At 71.9% G+C, this 20,496-nt stretch carries 19 protein-coding genes, 1 tRNA gene and 1 pseudogene; 8 read left to right on the forward strand and 13 right to left on the reverse strand.

All coding sequences use genetic code 11. The annotated features are described in order from the left end of the window. Nucleotides 1-173: 173 nt before the first annotated feature. Nucleotides 174-247 (forward strand) — tRNA-Lys (locus ACWDX6_RS19825). A 74-nt stretch (nucleotides 248-321) separates the two neighbouring features. Here the strand turns inward: ACWDX6_RS19825 and ACWDX6_RS19830 are convergent. From ACWDX6_RS19830 to ACWDX6_RS19850, 5 genes are all read right to left on the reverse strand, one after another. Then, nucleotides 322-1,146, reverse strand: coding sequence for a class F sortase (locus tag ACWDX6_RS19830; RefSeq protein WP_451486198.1), 825 nt, complete (start codon nucleotides 1,144-1,146; stop codon nucleotides 322-324). Nucleotides 1,147-1,158: 12 nt separating this feature from the next. Then, nucleotides 1,159-1,854, reverse strand: a complete 696-nt coding sequence (locus ACWDX6_RS19835) for a hypothetical protein (protein WP_451486199.1) — start codon at nucleotides 1,852-1,854, stop codon at nucleotides 1,159-1,161. Between the two features lie 74 nt (nucleotides 1,855-1,928). Beyond that, nucleotides 1,929-2,708: an HAD-IIA family hydrolase gene (locus tag ACWDX6_RS19840; protein WP_451486200.1), complete on the reverse strand. Its 780-nt coding sequence runs from the start codon at nucleotides 2,706-2,708 to the stop codon at nucleotides 1,929-1,931. A 281-nt stretch (nucleotides 2,709-2,989) separates the two neighbouring features. Further along, nucleotides 2,990-3,934, reverse strand: coding sequence for a hypothetical protein (locus tag ACWDX6_RS19845; RefSeq protein ID WP_451486201.1), 945 nt, complete (start codon nucleotides 3,932-3,934; stop codon nucleotides 2,990-2,992). Nucleotides 3,935-4,059: 125 nt separating this feature from the next. After that, the gene (locus tag ACWDX6_RS19850; protein WP_451486202.1) at nucleotides 4,060-5,379 is read right to left on the reverse strand and encodes an ROK family protein; all 1,320 of its coding nucleotides are present in this window, start codon (nucleotides 5,377-5,379) and stop codon (nucleotides 4,060-4,062) included. Between the two features lie 56 nt (nucleotides 5,380-5,435). On the opposite strand from ACWDX6_RS19850, the gene ACWDX6_RS19855 reads away from it, so the two are divergent. Beyond that, nucleotides 5,436-6,548 carry a Gfo/Idh/MocA family oxidoreductase gene (locus ACWDX6_RS19855; protein WP_451486203.1) on the forward strand — a complete coding sequence of 371 codons (1,113 nt, stop codon included), beginning with the start codon at nucleotides 5,436-5,438 and terminating at the stop codon, nucleotides 6,546-6,548. Then, nucleotides 6,545-7,123 carry a heme-degrading domain-containing protein gene (locus tag ACWDX6_RS19860; protein WP_451486204.1) on the forward strand — a complete coding sequence of 193 codons (579 nt, stop codon included), beginning with the start codon at nucleotides 6,545-6,547 and terminating at the stop codon, nucleotides 7,121-7,123. Before ACWDX6_RS19855 ends, ACWDX6_RS19860 begins: the two co-directional genes overlap by 4 nt. 7 nt (nucleotides 7,124-7,130) lie before the next feature. On the opposite strand, the gene ACWDX6_RS19865 is transcribed toward ACWDX6_RS19860, so the two are convergent. The 3 genes from ACWDX6_RS19865 to ACWDX6_RS19875 all read right to left on the reverse strand — a co-directional run bounded on the left by ACWDX6_RS19865 (nucleotide 7,131) and on the right by ACWDX6_RS19875 (nucleotide 9,364). Further along, the gene (locus ACWDX6_RS19865) at nucleotides 7,131-7,988 is read right to left on the reverse strand and encodes a fumarylacetoacetate hydrolase family protein (protein ID WP_451486205.1); all 858 of its coding nucleotides are present in this window, start codon (nucleotides 7,986-7,988) and stop codon (nucleotides 7,131-7,133) included. A 317-nt stretch (nucleotides 7,989-8,305) separates the two neighbouring features. Then, nucleotides 8,306-8,983 (reverse strand): YidC/Oxa1 family membrane protein insertase, encoded by a 678-nt coding sequence (locus ACWDX6_RS19870; RefSeq protein WP_451486206.1) that lies wholly within the window; start codon nucleotides 8,981-8,983, stop codon nucleotides 8,306-8,308. Nucleotides 8,984-9,070: 87 nt separating this feature from the next. Continuing rightward, nucleotides 9,071-9,364, reverse strand: a complete 294-nt coding sequence (locus tag ACWDX6_RS19875) for a DUF6412 domain-containing protein (RefSeq protein ID WP_451486207.1) — start codon at nucleotides 9,362-9,364, stop codon at nucleotides 9,071-9,073. Nucleotides 9,365-9,840: 476 nt separating this feature from the next. On the opposite strand from ACWDX6_RS19875, the gene ACWDX6_RS19880 reads away from it, so the two are divergent. Further along, nucleotides 9,841-10,854: an SEC-C metal-binding domain-containing protein gene (locus tag ACWDX6_RS19880; protein ID WP_451486208.1), complete on the forward strand. Its 1,014-nt coding sequence runs from the start codon at nucleotides 9,841-9,843 to the stop codon at nucleotides 10,852-10,854. Nucleotides 10,855-10,859: 5 nt separating this feature from the next. Here ACWDX6_RS19880 and ACWDX6_RS19885 read toward each other — a convergent pair whose 3' ends face one another. After that, nucleotides 10,860-11,972, reverse strand: coding sequence for an MrcB family domain-containing protein (locus tag ACWDX6_RS19885; protein ID WP_451486209.1), 1,113 nt, complete (start codon nucleotides 11,970-11,972; stop codon nucleotides 10,860-10,862). A gap of 550 nt (nucleotides 11,973-12,522) precedes the next feature. Here ACWDX6_RS19885 and ACWDX6_RS19890 point away from each other — a divergent pair. The 3 genes and pseudogenes from ACWDX6_RS19890 (at nucleotide 12,523) to ACWDX6_RS19900 (ending at nucleotide 13,893) form a co-directional block, all read left to right on the forward strand. Further along, nucleotides 12,523-12,795 (forward strand): hypothetical protein, encoded by a 273-nt coding sequence (locus ACWDX6_RS19890; RefSeq protein ID WP_451486210.1) that lies wholly within the window; start codon nucleotides 12,523-12,525, stop codon nucleotides 12,793-12,795. Beyond that, nucleotides 12,792-13,286: pseudogene (locus tag ACWDX6_RS19895) on the forward strand (class IV adenylate cyclase); the annotation flags it as partial. The gene ACWDX6_RS19890 and the pseudogene ACWDX6_RS19895, both read left to right, overlap by 4 nt. Nucleotides 13,287-13,590: 304 nt before the next feature. Next, nucleotides 13,591-13,893: a hypothetical protein gene (locus tag ACWDX6_RS19900; protein WP_451486211.1), complete on the forward strand. Its 303-nt coding sequence runs from the start codon at nucleotides 13,591-13,593 to the stop codon at nucleotides 13,891-13,893. A gap of 156 nt (nucleotides 13,894-14,049) precedes the next feature. Here ACWDX6_RS19900 and ACWDX6_RS19905 read toward each other — a convergent pair whose 3' ends face one another. From ACWDX6_RS19905 to ACWDX6_RS19920, 4 genes are all read right to left on the reverse strand, one after another. After that, nucleotides 14,050-15,261 carry a DUF445 domain-containing protein gene (locus ACWDX6_RS19905; RefSeq protein ID WP_451486216.1) on the reverse strand — a complete coding sequence of 404 codons (1,212 nt, stop codon included), beginning with the start codon at nucleotides 15,259-15,261 and terminating at the stop codon, nucleotides 14,050-14,052. Between the two features lie 129 nt (nucleotides 15,262-15,390). Next, nucleotides 15,391-16,368 carry an ABC transporter ATP-binding protein gene (locus ACWDX6_RS19910; RefSeq protein ID WP_451486217.1) on the reverse strand — a complete coding sequence of 326 codons (978 nt, stop codon included), beginning with the start codon at nucleotides 16,366-16,368 and terminating at the stop codon, nucleotides 15,391-15,393. Between the two features lie 20 nt (nucleotides 16,369-16,388). Continuing rightward, nucleotides 16,389-17,258, reverse strand: coding sequence for an ABC transporter permease (locus ACWDX6_RS19915; protein WP_451486212.1), 870 nt, complete (start codon nucleotides 17,256-17,258; stop codon nucleotides 16,389-16,391). After that, nucleotides 17,251-18,051: an ABC transporter permease gene (locus tag ACWDX6_RS19920; RefSeq protein WP_451486218.1), complete on the reverse strand. Its 801-nt coding sequence runs from the start codon at nucleotides 18,049-18,051 to the stop codon at nucleotides 17,251-17,253. Before ACWDX6_RS19920 ends, ACWDX6_RS19915 begins: the two co-directional genes overlap by 8 nt. 166 nt (nucleotides 18,052-18,217) lie before the next feature. Between ACWDX6_RS19920 and ACWDX6_RS19925 the strand changes: the two genes are divergently transcribed. Continuing rightward, entirely contained in the window at nucleotides 18,218-20,272 is a 2,055-nt protein-coding gene (locus ACWDX6_RS19925; RefSeq protein ID WP_451486213.1) for a transglycosylase domain-containing protein, read from the forward strand. Nucleotides 20,273-20,496: the final 224 nt, after the last annotated feature.

Consider the following 20,496-nt stretch of genomic DNA (forward strand, 5'->3'; position numbering starts at 1 on the left):
CCACACTCGTCAAGATCTTTTGGCGCTGTTGCACGGGCGTCAGTGTCTCAACTGTCTGGACATATCGCATTTTGACGGATCGAAGATAAAAAAGGACCATCCGACAGGCCGGGAGCGGCGAGGAATGGTCGGGAGCACTCCCGGCGATCGGGTAAAGTTATGCGGGTCAGCAGGCGCCGCTAGCTCAGTTGGTTAGAGCAGCTGACTCTTAATCAGCGGGTCCGGGGTTCGAGTCCCTGGCGGCGCACGCACAGTCGAGGCCCCCTCACCGATGGTGAGGGGGCCTCGACGTCTGTCCGGTACTCGTCGTCCGCCAGGCGTTCAGGGCTTCGCCACGCCGGTGAGATACGCGGAGACGACCACGTTCGCCGTGTAGGTGCCGGTCCCGCGGTCGAAGGTGCCGCCGCAGGTGATCAGCCGGAGCTCGGCCCGGCCGGCCTGGCGTTGTCCGTAGACCTCGTGCGGGTCGAAGCGGTCACGGGGGACGACCTGGACGTCGTCAATGGTGAACTCGGCGACTGAGCCGTCCGAACGGGTGATGCGGACCTCGCCCCCCGGGCGGGCCGCACTCAGCCCGTAGAAGACGGCCGGCCGCGTCTCGGTGTCGACGTGGCCGACGAAGAGGGCCACACCCTCCACGCCCGGCCGGGCGCCGCGCTCGTACCAGCCGACGGACCGCGCCATCTCGTACGGCGGCGCGTCCACCGCCCCCGTACGGTCCAGGCCACGTGGCACGGCCGGCGCCGCGATGCCCAGCGAGGTGATCTCCACCCGACGCGGCTCGGCTGAGTTCAGCGGGCTGTGCGCCGGCGGCAGAGGGACGCCGAGCGGGCGCCCGACGGCGGCGATGTCACCGTGCGTCGGCGCGGAGCTGCCTCCCGGTCCGTCGGTGATCTCGCGGCCCCAGAGCCAGAGGCCCAGGAGCAGCAGCGCCCAGGCGACGCCGGTCAGCGCCCGTCCGTTGCCGGCCCGTCCGTTGCCGGGCTGTCCGTTGCCGGCCCGTCCGTTGCCGGCCCGTCCGTTGCCGGGCTGTCCGTTGCCGGCCCGTCCGTTGCCGGGCTGTCCGTTGCCGGCCCGTCCGTTGGCGGGCCGCCCCTCGCCGGGCCGTCCGTCACCCGCCGCGCGGCTTCCCGGTCCGGAGGACATGGGGTCGGCACCTCAGTCCGCGTCCGGAGCCGGACCGGTGCGGTGGCGGCGAGCGCTGCGGAAGGCGACGGCCACCGCCGCGGCCGCGGCCAGACCCAGGCCGACCAGGGTGTACGGGGTGCCGAGGCCGTCGTCGGTGACGGTCTGCGCGACACCCGGCGCCACCGGGGCGGCGAAGACCGCGGCACCGCCGCCACCCGCGCGGACCGGGGCGACCGGGCTGGCGTGATGCGTCGGCCGGTGCGTGGGCTCGGCGTGCGTCGGGCGGTGAGTGGGCTGATGGGTCGGCTTGTGCGTGGGCTTGTGCGTCGGCTGTGGCGTGGGCTTGTGCGTCGGCTGAGGGGTGGGCTCGTGGCGCTGGACGCGGATCGTCCCGACATCCCGGTGCTCGTGTCCGTCGCAGGTCACGGCCACCTTGTACGTACCGTCGCCGAGCTTCGACTTCACGGTCGTGTCGCCGACCAGGCGGGAATCACCACCGCCGCGGCCGGTGAGCTCGGCGTCGGCGACGAAGGCCTTCGACGTGGCGGCCCCGGTCGTGCTCGCGCACCCCTGGACGCGGATGTCGACATCGGTGCCCGGCCGGACGGTGGACGGGATGACGGTGACCTTCACTCCGTCGTGGGCGTGCGCGGTACCGGTCGAGGGTGCCAGTACGAGCGCGGCGGCCGCCCCTGCGGCGCGGAGAGCAATGGGACCTGAACGCATCGTGACCTCCTGGTACTGGCAGGGTCACCCGATTCCGTTCGTCTCGCATCCGCAGGGGTGCGGCCAGGGGGTCTCTACACGCGGTCCACGATGTCGGCGATCGATTTCACGATCTTGGACGGGCGGAAGGGGTAGCGGTCCACCTCCGCCTGGGTCGTCAGTCCGGTGAGCACCAGGAACGTCTGCATCCCCGCCTCCAGGCCGGCCAGGATGTCGGTGTCCATCCGGTCGCCGATCATGGCGCTGGACTCGGAGTGGGCGCCGATGGCGTTGAGCCCGGTGCGCATCATCAGCGGGTTCGGCTTGCCCGCGAAGTACGGGTCCTTGCCGGTGGCCTTGGTGATGAGGGCGGCGACCGAGCCGGTGGCGGGGAGGGGGCCTTCGAGGGAGGGGCCGGTCTCGTCCGGGTTCGTGCAGATGAACCGGGCACCGGCGTTGATCAGGCGGACGGCCTTGGTCATGGCCTCGAAGGAGTACGTCCGGGTCTCGCCGAGGACGACGTAGTCCGGGTCGTGGTCGGTCAGGACGTAGCCGATGTCGTGCAGCGCGGTGGTCAGCCCGGCCTCGCCGATGACGTAGGCGGTGCCGCCCGGGCGCTGGTCGTCGAGGAACCGGGCGGTGGCGAGCGCCGAGGTCCAGATGTTCTCCACGGGCACGTCCAGGCCCATGCGGGAGAGCCGGGCGTGCAGGTCGCGGGCGGTGTACATCGAGTTGTTGGTGAGGACCAGGAAGGGCTTCCCGGTCTCCCGCAGCTTCTTGATGAAGGCGTCGGCGCCGGGGATCGGGACGCCCTCGTGGATGAGGACGCCGTCCATGTCGGTGAGCCAGGATTCGATCGGCTTGCGCTCTGCCATGTGCGGGGGCTCCTGCCGTACAGAAATCGTGCGGTGTGCTGGGGGCGCCGCGACAGCGCTGTGGCGACGCCCCCCAGCCTAATCACGATGTCTGGATCTTGACCCCGTCGATCCCCCGGTACCAGCTGCCGGCCCGTGTAGCGGAAGCGGAAGCTGACGCTGGAGGCGCCGGCGGGGACGCCCGCAGTGAGAGGCCCATGTGCCGTCGTCGGCCTTGTCGGCTCCACGGTGGCGGGTCGTGGCGACCGGGCTGGGCAGCCCCGGGCGGTCTCCGGGGGCGGTCAGGCGCTCGGCTGTCGGCTCGGCGCCGTGGGCGTGGCCCGGTCGCGGCGGCGGGCTCCGGCGGCGGTCAGGGCGGCGCCGGTGAGGAGCAACCCGCCGGCGGCGGGGGCGAGGGCGACAGCCGACTCGCCTCCGGTCCGGGCGAGTTCGGGCAGCGGGCGGGCCGGCGGCAGTCCGGTGTCCCCCTTGGGAGGGGGACTCGCCTCCAGCGGCGGCGCGGATTCCCGTACGTCCTCGTTCTCGGCCTCGGCCTCGGTCTTGGTCTCGGTCTCGGTCTCGGTCTCGGCGGCGATCGTGAGGCGGTAGTCGGCCGACTCCCCGACCCAGTCGCCGTCGTCTCCCTTGCGCTGGACGATCGCCGCGTTGGCGACGACCTCGTTGGGCGCGGTGTCGGCGCGGAAGGCCAGCCGGACGGGCACGGTGACGGTGCGCCCCGCCGGGACGGCGAGGCCCGGGAAGTCGGAGAAGACGCCGACGCACTCGTCCTCGTCGGTCCCCTCGAACCGGACCGGTCGCCAGCGGCGGGCCTCGGAGTCGTAGAAGTCGAGCTTGATCTGCGCGGGTTCGAGGACCCGGTCGCGGTCGGCGAGGGCCAGGACCGGATGGATGCTGTGGCAGGGGTCGGTGGTGGTGTTCGTGAGCTCCACGCTCCAGTTACGGAAGCCACCGCCGGGGACGTAGTCGGTGGGCCCGCCCTTGATGCGGGTGTCGATGGGGAAGTCGGGGTCCGACTCCTTGCCGCAACTGGGAGGCGTGTCCCGGCGCTCGGCGCCCGGACCGGCGCCCGGACCTGGGCTGGAGCCGGCGCCCGGCCCCGGGCCGGGTCCGGCGGAGACCGTGGCCGGGGCGGAGGCCGCGGCGGCGGGGCCGGTGGCGAGGGCGAGCACGGCGGTTCCGGTCGTCGCCGCGGTCACACCGAGGGCGAGGGCGTTGCGCAGTCGCATGGGACACGTGCCTTTGCTGCTCGCGGGCGTACGGGACGGCCGCGACGCTGCCATGCGCGCGGACCGGCGCCCGGGAGCGACGCGGCGGGTGGCCCCGGACGGCCCGCACAATCCGCCCGATCAGCCTATTTTCCGAAGAGTGCGGAGAGGATGAGCTGGGCGGCGCCCTCCGCGACGGTGTGCGGGGTGCCCGCGACGGTGACCGGAACGGGGAGCCCGAGGCCGGCGAGCACCTCGTGCGCGCCGTCGGCGAACGCCCCGGGCGCCGCGAGCACGGCCCGGCCGCCGAGGAGGACGCGGTCGATGTCGAGCAGCCGTACGAGGTTCGCCGCGCCGATGCCGAGGATCCGCGCCGCCCCGGCGAGATCGCCCCGGGCGACGGCCGCCAGACACAGGACCTCCAGGCAGCCGCGCCCGCCGCAGCCGCACGGAGCTCCGTCGAGCTGCACGGTCTGGTGCCCGAACTCCCCGGCCCCGGTCCTGGCCCCGCGGAGCAGCCGCCCGTCGAGTACGAGGCCGGCGCCCAGTCCCGTACCGAGGTGGACGTACGCGAACGAGTCGGCGGCCGGAGACCGGAGGGCGAGCCCGAGGGCGGCGGCATTGGTGTCCTTGTCGAGTTCGACGGGCAACCGGAGCCGCCGCGCGAGCTCGTCCCGCAGCGGGTACCCGTCCCACTCCGGAAACCCGGTGACCCGCCCCGGCTCCCCGGCCAGATGATCGAGCGGCCCGGGCATGGCGACGCCGACGCCGATGACGGCGGGGGCGGGGGCGGGCGACACGGGCTCGACGGCGGGGGCGGCGGGTGCCCCGCGCTGGACGGCGGGGCGGTCGGGCGCGCCCGGGAAGGCGGCGCCGTCGTCGTACGCATCCGGAACGCCAGGGGCTCCCGCTTGAGCCCCCCTACCAACCTCCGTCGCCGCTTCCACCGCAGCGGGTGCGCGCAGGGCCGAGACCTCGCTTTGGACCGCGTCGAGGACCGCCTCCGCCCCCGCGCCCAGGTCCAGCGGGCGGCGGCGGGCGGTGACGCGGGTACCCGCGAGGTCGAGGAGGACCGTGGTGACCTCGTCGCGGTCGAGGTGGACGCCGATCGCGTACGCCGCCGAGGGGACGAGGCACAGCACCGTACGAGGCTTTCCGCCGGTCGACGCGCGGTGGCCGGCCTCGCGCGCCAGGCCTTCCGCCCGCAGCCGGGCCGTGATCTTGCTGACCGCCTGCGGGGTGAGGCCGGTCCGCTCGGCCAGTTCCAGGCGGCTGATGCCCTCCTCTCCCGCGCCGCGCAGCAGATCGAGCACCAGCGCGGCGTTGTGGCTGCGCAGCGCCGACAGGTTCACCCCGGCCGTCGTCGACGCCCGTGCCCTGCGCTGCCCGTCGTGCCCGCGCTGCCCGCGCCGACCACCCGGCGCGTCCAGCTTGTCCGGCGCACCCTGCCCGTTCTCGCTCTTCACCCGCTCATTCTCCTCCCCGCTTGCCCTTTGGCAACAGCGTTGCTTAAGTGGAAGGCATGACTGGCACTGGCACTGGCACCGCCCCTCGCACCCCACTCCGCGTCGGACTCGTCGGCTACGGCCTCGCGGGCTCCGTCTTCCACGCCCCGCTGATCGCCGCCACCGAGGGCCTCGTGCTCGACACGGTCACGACGGGGAACCCCGAGCGCCAGGAGCAGGCCCGCGCCGCGCACCCCGGCGTGCGGGTCGCCGGCTCCCCCGAGGAGCTGTGGGCACGGGCGGACGAGCTGGATCTCGTCGTCGTCGCCTCCCCCAACAAGACGCACGTCCCCGTCGCCACCGCCGCCCTGAAGGCGGGCCTCCCCGTCGTCGTGGACAAGCCGGTCGCCGGCACGGCCGCCGAGGCGCGGGGACTCGCCGCCCTCGCCGACGAGCGGGGCCTGCTGCTCTCGGTCTTCCAGAACCGCCGCTGGGACAACGATTTCCGCACCCTCCGCAAGCTCGTCGCGGACGGCGCCCTCGGTGCGGTCCAGCGCTTCGAGTCCCGTTTCGAGCGCTGGCGCCCGCAGTTGAAGGGCGGCTGGCGCGAGTCCGGCGCCCCGGAGGAGATCGGCGGCCTGCTCTACGACCTCGGCAGCCACGTCGTCGACCAGGCCCTGGTCCTCTTCGGCCCGGCCGTCCGCGTGTACGCCGAGTCGGACGTCCGCCGCCCCGGCGCCGAGGCCGACGACGACACCTTCATCGCGATCACGCACGCCAACGGCGTCCGGTCCCATCTGTACGTCAGCGCCACCACCGCCCAGCTCGGCCCCCGCTTCCGCGTCCTGGGTTCGTCGGCCGGCTTCGTGAAGTACGGGCTCGACCCGCAGGAGGCCGCCCTGCGCGAGGGGCTGCGGCCGGCGCCCGGAGCACCCTGGGGCGTGGAGCCGGAGTCGATGTGGGGCACGATCGGCTCCGGCGAGTCGCCGCTGACCGGAGGCGGCACCCCGGTCGAGACCCTGCCGGGCGACTACCCGGCGTACTACGCGGCCGTCGCCGCGGCCCTGCACGGCACCGGCGAGAACCCGGTCACCGCCCACGAGGCCGCGGCCGCCCTCGACGTCCTGGAGGCGGCGAAGCGGTCCGCCCGCGAGGGCGTCACGGTGGAACTCGGGGAGACGCGCGCATGAGCGAGACCGCCAAGACCGCCGAGACCGCCGAGACCACCGAGACCACCGACATCACCGAGACCGCCAAGGCCTCCGAGATCACTGAGATCACCGAGATCACTGAGATCGCCGAGATCGAGGCACAGGAAGCCCGCCTGGTCCTCCCCCACTTCACGTACGAGGACGCCTGGGCGCTCGGCACGCTCCTCGTCGAACTGGCCGGCGAGCGCCGCGCCCCCGTGGCCGTCGACATCCGGCGCGGCGCGCAGCAGCTCTTCCACTGCGCGCTGCCGGGTTCGAGCGCGGACAACGACGCCTGGATCGACCGCAAGCGGCGGGTCGTCGAGCGGTACGGCGAGAGTTCGTTCCTCGTCGGCGCCCGCTTCCGCGCCAAGGGGACGACGTTCGAGCAGTCCTCCCGCCTGGACCCCGACCGGTACGCCGCCCACGGCGGTTCGTTCCCAATCGCGGTTGAGGGCGCGGGGGTGATCGGCTCGGTCACCGTGTCGGGACTGCCCCAGGCCGAGGACCACGCCCTGGTGGTCCGGGCCCTGGAACAACTGAAGGCCACTCAGGACGCCTCCGACCGCCTTTGAGGCGTGGTTACGCGTCCTTCAGTTCCTGGCGCTGGCGGCCGAGGCCGTCGATCTCCAGCTCCACCACGTCACCGGCCCGCAGATAAGGCTTCGGCTCCGGCTGCCCCATCGCCACGCCCGCCGGCGTACCGGTGTTGATGATGTCGCCCGGGTAGAGCGTCATGAACCGGCTGACGTAGCGGACGACCTCGGCGACCGGGAAGATCTGGTCGGACGTGTTGCCGTCCTGCTTCAGCTCGCCGTTGACCCAGAGTTTCAGCCCGAGCGCCTGCGGGTCCGGCACCTCGTCGGCGGTGACCAGCCACGGGCCGAGCGGGTTGAAGGTCTCGCAGTTCTTGCCCTTGTCCCAGGTGCCGCCGCGCTCGATCTGGAACTCGCGCTCCGAGACGTCGTGGGCGACCGCGTAGCCGGCGACGTGCGCCAGCGCCTGCTCGTCGGTCTCCAGATAGCGGGCGGTGCGGCCGATGACGATCGCGAGTTCGACCTCCCAGTCCGTCTTCACGCTGCCCCGGGGCACGAGCACGGTGTCGTCAGGGCCCACGACCGTGTCGGCGGCCTTGAGGAAGACGACCGGCTCGGCCGGGGTGGCGGCGCCGGTCTCGGCGGCGTGGCCGTGGTAGTTCAGCCCGATGCACACGACCTTGCCGATCCGGCCGACCGGCGGACCGATCCGCAGCCCGGTCGCGTCGAGCACCGGCAGCACCCCCGCGCCGGCGGCGGCCCGGATCCGGTCGAGCGCGGACGCGTCGGCGAGCAGTCCCCCGTCGATGTCGTCCACCAGGGCGGACAGGTCGCGCAGCGTTCCGTCCTGGTCCAGCAGAGCGGGACGCTCGGCGCCCGCCGGCCCGACACGCAGCAGCTTCATGGTCTTCTCCCTGTGGTCGAGGTGGGCCCGGGGCGGGCCCCGGTGAGCCCCGGCCGATGGAGTGCGGCCATCGGAGGATTGGCCGATCCTCCAAGAGATCCGACCGCTCTGCAATACCCCGTTCACAACCTGGACCCTTACTCTCCGGTAGCCCCGGGGAGTCGTGAGCCCCGTCGGGAGCCATCCAGGGCGCCTGGCAGTCGAGGGAGTCGTTCCGAGGCAGCCGTCCGGAGCCAGTCCTCCAGAGCCAGCCGTCCGGAGGCAGCCGCCCGGAGTCAGCCGCCCGGAGTCAGCCGCCCAGAGCCAGCCGTCCGGGGTCAGCGCAGCAGTGCCCGCTCCACGACGGTCCAGGTGGTGCTGGTGACGATGTAGAGCGCGGCGGCGAGCGGAACGACCGCGACGGTGACGAGGGTGCCGTACGAGAACAGCGGCATCACCTTCGCGAGCGCTCCCGCCCCCGGCCCCTCGGGCAGCAGGGCGGCGGTGTCGGCCATCTGCCGCTTCGTACTCCGGTAGCCGTACGTGGCCACGACGGCGACGAGGCCGAACAGCGCGAGGTACACCAGTCCGGCGGGGCCGAAGGGGCCGCCGTCGGCCAGCGCGTCGGTCCAGCGGTCGCCGAGCGGCGCGGCGAAGAGGCTGTGGCCGGCCATGCGGTCGCCGGCGAAGAGGTGGTACATCAGCAGGAACGCCGGGAGCTGGAGCAGGGTGGGCAGCATCCCGGAGAACGGCGAGACGTTCTCCCTGGCGTGCAGCGCACCGACCTCCTTCCGCAGCCGCTCGGGGTTCCTGGCGTGCTTCCGGCGCAGCTCGGCCAGGTGCGGGGCGAGGCGGGTACGGGCCTTCTGCCCCCGGGCCGCGGCGCGGGCCAGGGGGTGGATGGCCAGCCGTACGAGCGCGGTGAACAGGACGATCGCGGCGGCGGTCGCGGTGGTCGCGAAGAGCGGCTGGAGCAGGTCGGCGAGGTGCTCGACCAGGGAGGCGAAAACGGACATGGGAGCCCTCCGAAGGGTCTCGTCGTGCCGGAAAAGAAGAGGAGTCGGCAGGACGGAACCGCGGAGAGCCGTGTCGTACGGGTACCTCTACGCGGCCGTCGGAAGGAGACGGCCGGGCGCTCGCGGCCTGCGGCGGCCCGACGCGTCGGGATCGCGCTGCGGCAGGAAGGCGGTGCGTCGCTCCCGGTCGCGCAGCGCGGTGCGCACCCGCGTCGGGGGTACGGCGGGAGCCGTGCGCGCGCCGAGGAGGGCGCCGACGACGGTGGCGGCGGCGAGGGCGACGGCGGCCGGGACGGCGCCGCCGTCGGAGAGGAACAGATCGGCGAGGGCGAGCAGGAAGAAGAGGGGCGCGACGACCCGAAGGACCGAGCCCAAGACCATCCCCCCTTTCGCATCGCTCCTGCCGCTACAGACGATCGCCGCGTCGGATCCGTTCCCGGCTCACCTACGGGAGGTGGACACCAGCTTCGCCCGGACGATGAGCCGGTAGGCGGAAGTGGAGCCGGGCGAGGAGTAGCCGTAGGAGGGGCGTGACCATGGAGCGGGGCACGGGCGCGATGACGCCGGCGTCCCGGGAAGAGGTCCGGGGCAGCACCTGGTCGACGCGGTAGCCCGTCCCCGGTCCGGACCGTGATCTCGTCGCCGGCGCGGAGGCGGTTGACGTACCGGAACGGCTCGCCCTACCCCGCAGGTGACGACGGTCTCGGCACACACCCACAGCACACGGACGGGAGCGCTGCGCACCCCGCGGGTCTGGACGACCACCGGCACCCTGGCACCCACCCTGTCCCGCACGCGGGCACGATAAGCGCTGCCGCGCCAACTCTCCAGGGGGGTACAGCAGTACGGTATTCCTCATGCGCCCAGACACGCCTGCCGATCACACCACTGAAGCCGAGCGCCTGCTGCGCACCGCCGAGCGGTACCCGGAGGACCAGGAACCCCTGCTGCTCCAAGCGGCGGCCCACCTGGAACTGGCGGGAGAGCGCGCGCGGGCGACGCGGCTGTACGACACGCTGCTGACGTCGGAGCCCGCGGATCCGCACCTGATCCGGGCCCTGAAGGCGGCGAACCTGTGGGAGTACGGCCACGAGGCGGAGGCACGCGCGATCATCGAGGGCGTACGCACGTCGGCTCCCGAGGAGGCGGGGCCGTGGGAGATCGTGGCGGCGACGCTGGAGGCGCATGACGAGCTGGAGGAGTCGGAGGCGGTCTTCACGGAGGCGGCGACGCTCCTGCTGGGCTCCACTCACGACTACCAGGACCTCCCGCACGCCACCCAGTCGCTCCTGAAGTCCCGGCACCGGGTCCGCAGGATGCTGGCGCTCCCCCATGACGACTGGGACATGCTGGCGGACGCCGTCCACACGGCGGACGTCCCGCTGGACGAACTCCACGACCCGAAGCGCCTGTGGTCCCTCGGCTCGTCGGACCCGGCCGAGCTCCAGGCGGAGATCGCCCGCCTCCGCAGCGAGCTGGGCACCTACCGCACGGCCCTCTCCCGCCCCTTCCCGGTGGCGGTCCTCCACTGGCCGGAGGCGGAACTGGACGAGCTCCTGGCGGCCTACCCGGAGCTCGAATCGGAGTACCCCACCTACCGGGCCCACCTCACGGACATCGAAGCCTCCCTCCGCGAACTCGCCCAGGCCGGCACCCCCAACCTCGGCATCGTCCCGGCGACGGTCCCCTCCTACGAAGCCTTCGCCGCCTCGGAAGCCTCCTCCCCGGCCAACGCGGACCTCCTCCCCCAGTACGCCACCACCTTGGCCGCCCGCGGCCGCGCGACCCCGTGGCCCCCGGCCCGCACGGCCGCCTGCTGGTGCGGCTCGGGGCGGACGTACGGGGAGTGCCACGGCGGCGAGGACGACTGACGGGCCTACTCTGAGGCAAGCCCCCACTCGTGTGCCATGGAGGAGCCGCCCCATCGGGCGCCCTCACGCCAGATCGAGGTGATGCCGCGTTCCTCCAGATACGGGGCGTAGACACCGATCTCTTCGGAGAACAGCCCTATGAGGAAGGGCTCTCGCTGCCGCTCGTAGAGGAAGTGGCGGTACTCGTAGAGCTGCCCCACAGCCTCCCGGACCGCCTTCGTGGGGTTGCCGCTGCGCACGACCTTCGCTTCGATAAGCCACTCGGCGTCCGACTCCGCCTCCGCACCGGAACGCCGCAACACAAGATCTTTAGGGTGCTGGCCTCGCGTGATGGGGGAGTATCCCCGCTGCGCGACGAAGTGGCCGAAGTCTTCGATGAGCTTCTCGTGGCTTCGCTGTTTAACCTGCTGCCGGGCCGTAATCTGGGCCACGTACTCGCTGCTGTTCTTGGGCTGGAAGCCGGCGAGTGGATCGGTGACCGGCTGAGCGTGGCCGCCCGGCGCGTAGGCCATCTCGAGGGCGTCGGCGTCGTCGCTCATCCACCAGACGCGGTCGGCCTCTTCAGCGCGTCGCAGTGATTCGATCGCGACCAGCAAGTCCTCCATCAAAGCGACATCACTGGGCAGAGCGGCGGTGTCGTACGACTTGGCGATGATACTGGCAGCCTCGTAAGCGCGAGGGCGCGCCGCCCTGTCTCGCAGTTCGGGCTCGTCCGCCCACCCCTGCCGCTCCTGGCGCCTCACGGCCCGGCGCAGCCGCGCCGCGTGATGCCGCAGGTGAGCCTCCCGCGCGACACCCCTGCCCAGCCGCTCCTCCAGCCATGTGATTCCTTGCTGGAGGGTCAAGGTCACGTTCTTCAGGTCGGCGCTAAAGATGTAGGCGAGGTAGAGCCCTTTCTTGGGGTCCCTCTCCCCGCTCTCATCGAAGATGCCTATCCAGGGGGTCGCCGCCGGAGTCGTCTGCCCTCCATGCCCCTTGGCCTTGAAGCCCGGCGGAAGGGCCAGATCCGTCCGACTCGCCACCCCCCGCAGCACCTGCTGGCCCTTCACATCACGCGCCGAACCTGCCGTGCGGTCGTATGTACTCGCGATCTCGCTGAGCATGTCTCGGATCCCCATGCGGAGAATCTAGATCACGTGCCCGCCGCCGCACACGAAAACCAAGGCACCACATCGAGTCCCCTGTTCTCTCATCACAAGCCGGACTCCAATCGCGCCTCCGCCATGTCCAGCACCTCATCGGAGCCGAAGCCGTGGGCACCCATCCAGTGCCTGAGCCTGTGGGAGCACACCCTCACCTTCTTCCCCCAGTTCCTCGCCACGTTGAGGGAGCGGGTTGCCCCTGACGGCACCGTCGCGGTCGTCGGCGCGAGCGACGGATGGTTCGTCCTGCCGCTCGCCGCCGCCGGATACCGCGTCATCGCGATCGAACGCGACGCGCTCGCCCTGCACGGTGGAGAGGTCCACCTCCCGGGTGACAATCAAGCCCACGCGCTGGGCCTGATCGACCAAGCTCAAACTCGAAGAACTCCACGAGCGCGTACGGGTCGTAGAGGAGGGCTTCCTTCAGGGCGAATCTCTGAACATCCCGTGCGACGCAGTCTGGACGAGCTGTTCATGGCACTACAGTGCCAACCACCACCGCTCACTCGCCGAGTTCGTCGATCGCATGCAGCGTCTGGTCCGTCCCGGCGGTGTGTTCGGCGCGGAGTTCATGATGCCCGTCGAGAAACGCCACCACCTGGTCGAGCACTACACCTCCCCCGAACGCCTGCGGCACCACTTCATCGGCGACTGGGAGGTGCTGCTGACGCTGCGCACGAACGAGTTCACCGAGCGGGCACACATCGGCCAGCTCCAGGACCACACCCACCGCATGGGCCTGTTCCTCACAGCCCGTACGTCCGCCCTCCCCCGCTCACACGGAAAGGAGGACTCATGAAGCACGAGTACGAGGGGAAGTTTCTGGCCGTCGACGTCACCGGCCCTCAGGCCAAGTTCACCACCCTCGGTGCCGAACAGGCGTTCCCGCGCGGACTCTTCGAGAACGACGTCCTCGACGGCGGTGCGTGGCTCCGCCTGCGGGACGAGGGCACCCGCTCGACGCTCACGCTCAAGCAGGTCACCGACGCCACGACGATCGACGGCACGACCGAGATCGAGACCGAGGTGACCGACCTGCATGCCATGGCCGACATCCTCCGCCGCCTCGGCCTGACCGAGGTCCGCTACCAGGAGAACTACCGCGAGGAGTGGCGCCTGGGTGAGGTCGCCTTACGACTTCGACACCTGGCCCGACCTCCCCACCTTCGTAGAGATCGAGGGCCCCGACGAGGCATCCGTCCGGCAGGCGGCGACCCTGCTCAACTCGCCTACTCCGAGGACCAGTTCGGCTGCGTCGACGAGATCTACAAGAGCGAGGCGGGTCGTGACAACGCTCAACGGACCGGCAGCACAGGCGGGCTCCCGCGCCTGGCCCCCACCCTCCGGCCGCCTTCCGAGTGTGAAAAGGCGCCCGATGCCGGCCGGTCAAGGGTGGAGCGCAGCGGAGTCGGCGAAGCCGACGCGACGAAGGAGCGCCCTTGCGGGGACGCAGCAGGGCGCCACACTCGGAGAGAGGGCGGACAGACGCCAGAAGCACACACGCAACCTCCGCCCTCACCGCCTGCCCCGAACGGGGGGGCGGCGTCATTAGGCTCGTACCGTAGACGTCCAGTCCGTCGGAAGGTGCCCCGTCATGCCCCGCGTCCCCTCCCCCGTCGTAGCCGCCGCCGGCCTCGTCGGTGGTTATGCCGTCGCCCGGTGGAGCAAGAAGCGGCCTCTCGGGGGTGTCGTGCTCGCCGCCGCGGGTGGGGTCGCCGTGCGGGAGTGGCAGCGGGTGGCCGGGGGGAAGGTGGCCGCCGGGCTTGGGGCCGGGTATGTCGCCGCGTTCGCCGGGTCGCATCCGCTGGCGAAGAAGGTCGGGGCCTGGCCGGCGGTGTTCACCGTCGCCGGGGCCATGGCCGCGACCTCATGGGCCGTCACCCGGAACAAGGGCTGAACGAAACCCCGACGCCGTACGTACTCCACAACACCTCCCCCGCCACGCGCTGGGCGGCCGGGCCGGAACCCGGTCGCCCAGCGCGTGACCACCCCGCCCCGGAAGCCCCCCAGCCCCGGGCCGGGGAACCCCCCGCCCCCCCCCGAAGCGCCCCCCTCACCCCCCCACCGCGTGGCTCACCGTATAAATCAGCAAGCCCGCCAGCGCGCCCACCACCGTGCCGTTGATGCGGATGAACTGGAGGTCGCGGCCGATGTTCGCCTCGATCTTCTTCGAGGTCTGGTCCGCGTCCCAGCTCGCGATCGTGTCCGTGATCAGGGAGGTGATCTCCGCGCGGTACGTCGTGACCACATAGCCGGCCGCGTCCTCGACCCAGCCCTCGACCTTCGACTGGAGGCGCCCGTCCGTCACCAGCCGGCCGCCCAGGGAGATCAGGGACGCACGGGCGCGCAGGCGGAGCTGGCTCTGGTCGTCCTCCGCCGCCGCGATGATCAGGCCGCGGACCGATGCCCACGCCGAGGCGATGATGTCCTGGATCTCCGGCCGGGCCAGCAGCTCCGACTTGAGGCGCTCCACCCGCGCCCGCGTGTCCGTGTCCGCCTGGAGGTCGGCGGCGAAGTCGGTCAGGAAGCGGTCGATCGCGCCCCGCGCCGGGTGGGCCGGCATGTCGCGCATCTCCGTGACGAAGCGGAGCAGTTCCTTGTAGACCCGCTCGCCCACGCGACGGTCCACGAACCGGGGCGTCCAGCCGGGCGCGCCGCCCTGGACCGCGTCCATCACCGAGTCCGCGTGGTAGACCAGCCAGTCGTGCGCCCGGGCGCAGACGAGGTCCACCGCCCGGTGGTGCGCGCCGTCGGAGACGATCCTCTCCAGGGTCTTGCCGATCCCCGGCGCGATCTCCGCCGCCTCCGCCCGCCGGGTGATCGCCTCGCCCACCACCGCCTGGACGTCCGAGTCCCGCAGGACGGTCAAAGCTCCCCGGAGCGCCGTGGACAGTTCTCTCGTGACCCGGTCGGCGTGCGCCGGGTCGGCGAGCCAGGCGCCGAGGCGGCCGGCGATGCCCAGCGCGTGCAGCCGTCCCCGTACCACTTCGGCCGACAGGAAGTTCTCGCCGACGAAGGAGCCCAGCGTGACGCCCAGCTGGTCCTTCTTGGTCGGGATGATCGCCGTGTGCGGGATCGGCAGCCCCAGCGGCCGCCGGAAGAGGGCCGTCACCGCGAACCAGTCCGCCAGCGCGCCCACCATGCCCGCCTCCGCCGCGGCGGCCACATAGGCGGCCCAGGCCCCGAGGCCCGCGCTCTCCGCCCAGGTGGCCAGGGCGTAGATGACGGCGACGACGAGCAGCAGGCCCGTCGCGATCCGCTTCATACGGCGGACGGCGCGGCTTCTCTCCTCGTCCGCCGCCGTGTACGCGAACGCCGCCAGCGGTGGCCGGGCGGCCACCCCGCCTCCGGCGCCCTCAGGCCCTGTGTCGCTCTTCACCTGCACCTCCCTCTCTCAGGGACTCCCCGCGCGCACGCCGAGTTCCCCCTCCCCGTACATCTTCGCGATCACGGCCTCGATGTCCGGCTCCCGCACCGACAGGTCGACCAGCGGATACGCCCCCGCCACCGCCGCCACGATCGGCGCCGCCGAGGCGGAGGACGGGAAGGCGAGCACCTGCCGCGGCCCCTCCGACCGTACAAAACGCGCTCCCGCCACCTCGATCGGCGGCAGCTCCCGCTCCAGGTCCACCACGAGCAGCCGCTCGCTCTCCCCCACCGCGTGCAGCCCCGCCAGGTCCCCGTCGTACATCAGCCGGCCGTGGTCGATCACCATCACCCGCTTGCAGAGCTGCTCGATGTCGGTCAGATCGTGGGTGGTGAGCAGCACCGTCGTGCCCCGCGAGGCGTTGAGCTCGCGCAGGAAGGCCCGTACGCGTGTCTTCGACACCACGTCGAGCCCGATCGTCGGCTCGTCGAGGTAGAGCACCTCCGGGTCGTGCAGCAGCGCCGCCGCGATGTCCCCGCGCATCCGCTGGCCGAGGGAGAGCTGGCGCACCGGGACGTCCAGGAGGTCGCCCAGCTCCAGGAGTTCCACGCACCGGGCGAGGTTGGCGGCGAAGCGGTCGTCCGGGATGCGGTACATCCGGTGCGTCAGACGGTACGAGTCCTTCAGCGGCAGGTCCCACCAGAGCGTCGTGCGCTGGCCGAACACCACCCCGATGCGCTGCGCGAGCCGCGTCCGCTCCCGTGCCGGGTCGATGCCCGCGACCCGCAGCCGGCCGCCACTCGGGGTCAGGATGCCGGTGAGCATCTTGATCGTCGTCGACTTGCCCGCGCCGTTCGGGCCGATGTAGCCGACCATCTCGCCGCGCGCCACACCGAAGCTGATCCCGTCGACCGCCCGGACCTCCCGCTTCTCGCGGCGGAGGAAACCTGCCTTCCGGCGCACCGAGAAGACCTTCTCGACGTTCTCCAGCTCGATGAAATCCATGGAGTCGGTGGAGGACACGCTCAGCTCCCTGTCGATCGGTACGAACGAAGTCCGGCCCGCCATGCCAGCCCGGCGAGCCCGCAGCACACCGCCGCGACCAGCGGCGAGGCGAACGCCGCCCAGCCGGGCACCCCGGCCGGCGCCTCGCGCCCGAGGATGTACAGCGCCGGGAGCCAGTTCACGAACGCCAGCGGGACGACGTAGATCACGCCCCGCACCAGCTCCTGCGCGAAGATCGACGGCGGATACTGCAGCAGTGTGTTGCCGCCGTACGTGAAGGCGTTGGTGACCTCGGCGGCGTCCTGGGCCCAGAACACCATGGAGGCGCCGATGACCATCAGCGCCGAGAAGATCAGCGCGCCGCAGACGATCGTCACCGGCAGCAGCAGCGCCTTCACCGCCGTCCACTCCACGTCGAGGATCAGCAGCCCCCACACCAGCACCAGGAGCCCCTGCGCCACCCGGCCGAGCCGGCGCAGCGCGAACTGGTCCGCCGCCACCTGCGCGATCACCGGTGCGGGGCGCATCAGGAAGATGTCGAGCGAGCCGTCGCGGACCCGCCTGCCCATGCGCTGGAGCGAGCCCATCGTCAGGTCGGCGATGCCGAAGGAGGTGCCGGTCATCCCGTAGAGGAAGGCGACCTCGGCGAACGTGAAGCCGCCGAGGCCGCGCACCTGGCCGAACATCAGCAGGATGACGACGAAGTCGAAGAAGGTGACGGTGAAGCTGGAGAAGACGGTCAGCGCGAAGGAGGCGCGGTAGGTCATGGTCGACCTGATCCACATGGCTGCCACCATCCGGTACGTACGCCAGGCCTCGGCCACCCCCGTCCGGTACGTACGCGCCGTCCGGCCCGCCCGCGCGCCTCCGCGCGCGGAGAGCTCAGCCACCCTGCACCACCACCTTCCGCGTCGCCGCCCACTGCGCCACCCGACCCGCCGCGAGCAGCGCCACCGCCCAGCCGCCCTGGAAGCCGTACGCGCCGAGCAGCCCCCAGCCCTCGTACCGCTCCAGATAGACGTCCGCCGGGACCTGGAGCATCGACGCCCAGGGCAGCGCCCGCGCCACCTCGCCGAGCCCGCCGGGGAAGACGTTGAGCGGCAGCAGCATCCCGGAGAAGAACAGCCCGCCCAGCCAGGCCACCTGCGCCACGCCCTGCCCGTCGAGCAGCCAGAAGGCGCTCATCGCGACGAGGTACCAGATGGCGAAACTGACGATCGAGCCCAGTGCCACCGCGATGAGGAAGGCCACCCAGGTCAGCGGGCGGGACGGCAGCGTGAAGTCGAAGGCGAGCGCGCCGACCGCCATCGGGACGACGCCACGCCCGAGCAACTGGTACGCGCCTCGGCCCGCGTTGGAGGAGAACCACCAGGTCTGCAGATCGGCCGGCCGGTAGAGGTCGACGGCGATGTCACCCGTCCGGATGCGCTCCATCAGCTCTTCCTGGAACCCGCCGCCCATCAGTCCGCAGACGGCGATCAGCGCCTGTCCTATCCACACATAGGCGAGCGCGTCGGCCATCTCGTACCCGCCGAGCCGGGGCCGTTCGTCCCACAGGGCGATATAGGTGTACGACAGGATGAAGCCGAAGACGGTGTTGGTGAACACCCCCGCCGCCGTGGCCACGCGGTAGGTGGCATGGCGCCGGAACCCACCCGCGGCGACCGTCGCGTACAGCCGCACCACGCACGCTCCCTCCTGACGCCCCGTCGGCGACACCGAAGCGCACGACGTTAGCGGGGTGACCGCCTCCCCCGCGAGCCGTTTTCGAGTCGTATTCCTGGCTTTTGTCCGAATGCGTGCAGTATGGGGTGGCCATGTCCCCTTCATTCGGTACGGGAGCTCCCACATGAGCGTCGATCAGCCCCCGCAGCCCGGCTGGCCCCCCAGGGACCCCACCGTCCCCGTCCGGCCCCCCAAGGTCAGGAAGAGCCGCCCCCGGCGCCTCCTGCGGATGCTGTTCGGCACACTGCTGCTCGCCGCTGTGCTGCTGACCGGTGGATTCGTCGCCGGGTACCTGCTCGTGGACATCCCGGCCGCGAACGCCGCCGCCACCGCCCAGTCCAACGTCTACCTCTACGCGGACGGCACCCAGATCGCCCGGGACGGCGAGGTCGACCGCGAGAACGTACGCCTCGCACGTGTCCCGCGGGCCGTCCGGCACGCCGTACTCGCGGCGGAGGACCGGGACTTCTACTCCCAGCCGGCCGTCGACCCCAAGGCCATGGTCCGCGGTGCCTGGAACACCCTCGCCGGCAAGGGCCGGCAGTCCGGCTCCACCATCACCCAGCAGTACGTCAAGAACTACTACCTGGGCCAGGAGCAGACCGTCACCCGCAAGGTGAAGGAGTTCTTCATCGCCATCAAGCTCCACCGCGAGAAGAGCAAGGACGAGATCTTCGAGGGCTATCTGAACACCAGCTACTTCGGCCGCAGCGCCTACGGCATCCAGGCCGCCGCCCGCGCCTACTACGACAAGGACGCCGAGGACCTCGACACCGCCCAGGGCGCCTATCTCGCCTCGCTGCTCAAGGCACCCACCGCCTACGACGTGGCCACGCACCCGGAGAACAGGCCCAAGGCGCTCGCCCGGTGGAAGTACGTCCTGGACGGCATGGTCAAGGAGCGGTGGCTGACGCCCGCCGCCCGCACCGCCACCGCCTTCCCCGCACCGCGGACCGCCCGCCCCGCGATCGGGCTCTCCGGCCAGCGCGGCTACATCGTCAAGGCCGTCGAGGACCATCTGACGAGCAGCGGCGTCATCGACGAAAAGACCCTGGCCCGCGGCGGCCACCGCATCACCACCACCCTGGACAGGGGCAAGCAGGACGCCTTCGTCTCCGCCGTCGACGAGCAGGTGATGTCCCGGCTCGACCCGGCACGGAACCCGGCCGACCGCTTCGTCCGGGTGGGTGGCGCGGCGATCGACCCGGCGACCGGCCGGGTGGTCGCCCTGTACGGAGGCGTCGACTACACCCGGCAGTACGTCAACAACGCCACCCGCCGCGACTACCAGGTCGGCTCCGCCTTCAAGCCCTTCGTCCTCACCGCGGCCCTCGAGAACGCCGCCCAGACGCAGGACGGCCGCCCCATCACCCCGAACACGTACTACGACGGCACCAACAAGCGCCCGGTGGAGGGCTGGGACGGCGGCGTGTACGACCCGGCCAACGAGGACGACGTGTCGTACGGCGAGATCACCGTCCGCTCCGCCACCGACAGCTCGGTCAACGCGGTGTACGCCCAGATGGCGGTCGACGTCGGCCCGGCCGAGGTCAAGGAGACCGCGATCGCCCTCGGCCTGCCCCCGGACACCCCCGACCTCAACGCCTCCCCGTCGATCGCCCTCGGCGCCGCCACCGCGAGCGCCCTCGACATGGCGGAGGCGTACGCGACCCTCGCCAACCACGGCAGGCACAGCGCGTACACCCTGGTCGACAAGGTCACCAGGAACGGCCAGGAGCTGGAGCTGCCGGCCTCGGAGAGCCGGCAGGCCGTCACCCGGGAGGCCGCCGACACGACGACGGCGGTCCTGCGCGGTGTGGTGGAGACCGGTACGGGTACGGCGGCGCTGTCGGCCGGCCGGCCGGCGGCCGGCAAGACGGGCACGGCGGAGGACGACCGGGCCGCCTGGTTCGCGGGGTACACGCCCGATCTGGCGACGGTCGTCACGATGATGGGCCAGGACCCGCGGACGGGTGAGCAGAAGCCGCTGTACGGAGCGCTCGGCGAGCCCCGGATCAACGGGGGCGGGCCGCCGGCGGAGATCTGGGGCCAGTTCACCCGGGAGGCCCTGGCGGGAATGGAGCCGCGGGACTTCGAGCTCCAGCTCGGGGAGGGCGCGGAGGAGCTCGGGGAGGAGGCGGAGGAGCTGCCGAAGCCGTCGGACGGGCCCCGTCCGTGAGAGGCGCCGATGGCTCCTTCGGTTGCTCGTCGTGGCAGCTACGCCGCGAAAGGATCGCCTTCGGGCCCAGGACGGTGATCGTGCGGCGACCGAGAAAGCGGCAGGGCCCTCGCCACGGTCGGCCGGTCACGACCTAGGGTCTTTCGTTTGGATCAGGCCGGATCAGGGAGCGGGGTCTGGTGCATGGGGTCTCCCCAGGCCCGCCAGGGCCGAGGGGACGGATC

The organism is Streptomyces sp. NPDC003027 (genome assembly GCF_053591435.1).